This window comes from Enterobacter sp. CFEC122 (genome assembly GCF_052983755.1).
Genome location: NZ_JBRIQR010000089.1, coordinates 1 through 3,779, shown reverse-complemented (window position 1 = coordinate 3,779; position 3,779 = coordinate 1). Strand labels below are relative to the sequence as shown.

The window sequence follows — 3,779 nt, the reverse complement described above, 5'->3', positions numbered from 1 at the left end:
ACAGCTCCATCAGCAAAAGGGGATGATAAGTTTATCACCACCGACTATTTGCAACAGTGCCAATTAATTCTCCAACCTGTTTGGCGGCCATAGCATAAGCAATAGCTGAGCCAGCACCGCCTGTTCCAGCTAGATAGACTCTTTTACCTGTCACATCGAAGCCTCTTTTCAAAAGGCTCGATACGAAACCTTCACCATCGAGCATATCCCCATGTAGTTGGCCCTGAGCATTCCTCCTGATGACGTTGCATCCTCCGATTGCCATAGCAGATTCACTGGCTGAATCAATTAATGAAAGCGCATGTTGTTTGTGAGGCATCGTTATAATGGCACCACGAAAATTCTGAATACATTTCAGACCATTGACAGCGGTTTGCAGACCTACAGAGTTTATATGGAGAGGGACCATCAAAGTGTCGGGGATTTGTTTTTCAAGGATGGCGGCATTTATCATGAGTGGAGCGCTGACCTGAGCGATCGGGTCACCTATGATCGACAACAGTTGCAATTTACCACTAACAATACTGAGTTCATTCATCACTGATACCCGTATGTAAAATAAATTAACCAGACTATTTTACATAGGATTACATGAAAGACTGGTTTAATGGCAAGTAGAAATGCTGTATCAGCCACCTCAACAGGGGAAGACACATCTACATACAGTGATTGAAGGTTACGCCTTCAAATGCTCATATGTCAATAACGTAATTAGAGAATTTGTAGAAACCTACATGTCAGGCTTATTGCGAGATATAATAGATTTAAATTGTACTTTTAATACCTGATACAACGATAAATCTCCAAAATTTGGTGTAAATAATTATCTCATCTGTATTTTTTAGTGGAACATTCGTATTGTCCTGTCCCCCGTTGACTACACATTCTGAAGTGAGGGATGTCTGTTCTTAGAACGAAGCGGACAAGATGGCTGGGTTAGAGGTCCGCTGTGAGCGAAAAGCAGTCCTAATATTGCTGTACTTGTTGTGATTGAAAGACGGGTAGCCGGAAGTCGCCTTGACCCGCATGGCATAGGCCTATCGTTCCCACGATCAGCGATCGGCTCGTTGCCCTACGCCGCTCCAAAACCCGCGACGCAGCGCCGGCAGGCAGAGCAAGTAGAGGGCGGCACCTGCAATCCATGCCCACCCGTTCCACGTTGTTATAGAGGCCGCATAGATCGCCGTGAAGAGGAGGGGCCCGACGATCGAGGTCAGGCTGGTGAGCGCCGCAAGAGATCCTTGAAGCTGCCCCTGACGTTCCTCATCTACCTGCCTGGACAACACTGCTTGCAGCGCCGGCATTCCGATGCCACCCGAAGCAAGCAGGACCATAATCGGGAACGCCATCCATCCCCTTGTCGCCAAGGCAAGCAGGATGTAGCCTGCGCCGTCGGCAATCATTCCGAGCATGAGTGCCCGCCTTTCGCCGAGCCTGGTGGTTACAGGGCCGGTGATCATTGCCTGGGCGAGTGAATGTAGAATACCAAATGCGGCAAGCGAAATGCCGATCAAGCTCGTGTCCCAATGAAAGCGATCCTCGCCGAAGATGACCCAAAGCGTGGCCGGCGCCTGTCCGACGAGTTGCATGATGAAGAAGACAGCCATCAGGGCGGCGATGACGGTCATGCCCCGGACCCACCGGAACGAAGCGAGCGGGTTGAGAGCCTCCCGGCGTAATGGTCGACGTTCGCCTTTGTGCGACTCCGGCAAAAGGAAAATGCCCATCAGGAAATTGAGGCCATTCAAGGCTGCTGCGGCGAAGAACGGAGCATGGGGGGAGAAACTGCTCATCAGCCCACCGAGCACAGGTCCCGCGACCATCCCGAACCCGAAACAGGCGCTCATGAAGCCGAAGTACCGCGCGCGCTCATCCCCATCTGTGATATCGGCAATATAGGCGCCGGCTACCGCACCAGTCGCCCCGGTGATGCCGGCCACGATGCGCCCGATATAGAGAACCCAAAGGAAAGGCGCCGTCGCCATGATGGCGTAGTCGATAGCGGCGCCGGACAGCGAGACGAGCAAGACCGGCCGCCGGCCGAAACGATCCGATAGCGCACCCAGCACAGGCGCGCAGGCAAATTGCATCAACGCATACAGCGCCAGCAAAATGCCATAGTGGGCGGTGACGTCGTTCGAGTGAACCAGATCTCGCAGGAGGCCCGGCAGCACCGGCATAATCAGGCCGATGCCGACAGCGTCGAGCGCGACAGTGCACAGTATTACGATCAGGGGTCTGTTGGGTTTCACGTCTGGCCTCCGGACCAGCCTCCGCTGGCCTCCGGACCAGCCTCCGCTGGTCCGATAGAACTCACGGATCCTTTATCACTGATAAGTTGGTGGACATATTATGTTTATCAGTGATAAAGTGTCAAGCATGATAAAGTTGCAGCCTAATACAGTTATCCGTGTCGCCCTGGACCTGTTGAATGAGGTCGGCGTAGAGGCTCTGACGACACGCAAACTGGCTAAACGGTTGGGGGTTCAGCAGCCGGCGTTATACTGGCACTTCAGGAACAAACGGGCGCTGCTCGACGCACTGGCCGAAGCCATGCTGGCGGAGAATCATACGCATTCGGTGCCGAGAGTCGACGACGACTGGCGCTCATTTCTGATCGGGAATGCCCGCAGCTTCAGGCAGGCGCTGCTCGCTTATCGCGATGGCGCGCGTATCCATGCTGGCACGAGACCGGGCGCACCGCAGATGGAAGTGGTCGACGCGCAGCTTCGCTTCCTCTGCGAGGCGGGTTTTTCGGCTTGGGACGCCGTCAATGCGCTGATGACAATCAGCTACTTCACTGTTGGGGCCGTGCTTGAGGAGCAGGCCGGCGACAGCGATGCCGGTGAGCGCGGCGGCACCATTGAACAGGCTCCGTTGTTGCGGGCCGTGATAGACACCTTCGACGAAGCCGGTCCGGACGCAGTGTTCGAGCTGGGGCTCGCGGTGATTGTCGATGGATTGGCGAAAAGGAGGCTCGTTGCGAGGAACATTCAAGGGCCGAGAAAGGGTGACGATTGATCAGGACCGCTGTCGGAGCGCAACCCGCTCACTACAGCAGAGCCATATAGACAACATCCCCTCCCCCTTTCCACCGCCTCGTGCGCCTGGCGGGCAAGAGCCAGGGCGGCCGTCTTCACATTCTGCCCTGCGCAGATAAGATAGATTTAGCGTGGACTCAAGGCTCTCGCGAATGGCTCGCGTTGGAGGCTTTCATTGATACTTGTGGGGCACCGCAGGGAAATACCGGCTATGTCGTGCTGCGCATCGCAGCCTGCGCCCTTGACTTGTCTCGCCTCTCGGGACTCACCCCTTGATACTGAACAATATCGCCAGCAGCTTCAGTCCTGTCCCGATAACCACCCCGTGGTATCCACTCCGATTTCAGACTGCGGAACAGTCATTCTGCAAAGCATTATCCCAGCAGTTCCCGCTGCGGCTCATGCTGAGCATCATTCCATATTGAGCGGCCAGAATCCGGTACGGCAGGCTGCAATATTGGGTTCCCTGGTCCGAATGGAAAATTATACCTCCCGGGCAACCTCGGCCCTGCCAAGCCATTGCCAGCGCTTGTTTTTGCAAGCAGGCTGTTTGCTTCTGACGAGAACGCCCAGACCACTAATTTATCTGTATATATTCAAGTTTCATCTTGTTTCCCCATGTAAGTATCCCTGCAAAACGAACCATTCACTTTTAGAGATCCTCCGACATACTAATTATGTCCTCTGAGGAGATCTCCATGCGTAAAGTCCGATTCACCGAGCTGCAGACATTCGGCC

The 3,779-nt window shown here is 54.2% G+C and carries 3 protein-coding genes and 1 pseudogene; 1 reads left to right on the top strand and 3 read right to left on the bottom strand.

The window, feature by feature from the left end; translation table 11 throughout:
• Positions 1–34 precede the first annotated feature (34 nt).
• Complete coding sequence (locus ACVCAM_RS25965; protein WP_013851371.1) at positions 35–538, bottom strand: shikimate dehydrogenase family protein; 504 nt, start codon at positions 536–538, stop codon at positions 35–37.
• A gap of 514 nt (positions 539–1,052) precedes the next feature.
• Positions 1,053–2,252 carry a tetracycline efflux MFS transporter Tet(A) gene (gene tet(A) / locus ACVCAM_RS25960; RefSeq protein WP_031942321.1) on the bottom strand — a complete coding sequence of 400 codons (1,200 nt, stop codon included), beginning with the start codon at positions 2,250–2,252 and terminating at the stop codon, positions 1,053–1,055.
• A 127-nt stretch (positions 2,253–2,379) separates the two neighbouring features.
• Between tet(A) and tetR the strand changes: the two genes are divergently transcribed.
• Entirely contained in the window at positions 2,380–3,021 is a 642-nt protein-coding gene (tetR, locus tag ACVCAM_RS25955) for a tetracycline resistance transcriptional repressor TetR (RefSeq protein WP_013851373.1), read from the top strand.
• Positions 3,022–3,384: 363 nt separating this feature from the next.
• Here tetR and ACVCAM_RS25950 read toward each other — a convergent pair.
• Positions 3,385–3,588 (bottom strand): annotated as a pseudogene (locus ACVCAM_RS25950) (DDE-type integrase/transposase/recombinase); the annotation flags it as partial.
• Positions 3,589–3,779: the final 191 nt, after the last annotated feature.

What these genes read in the sequence shown, in the direction of transcription:
- tetR (WP_013851373.1), top strand. Translation starts at nt 2,380, where the DNA reads ATGATAAAGTTGCAGCCTAATACAGTTATCCGTGTCGCCCTGGACCTG.
- ACVCAM_RS25965 (WP_013851371.1), bottom strand. Translation starts at nt 538, where the DNA reads ATGAATGAACTCAGTATTGTTAGTGGTAAATTGCAACTGTTGTCGATC.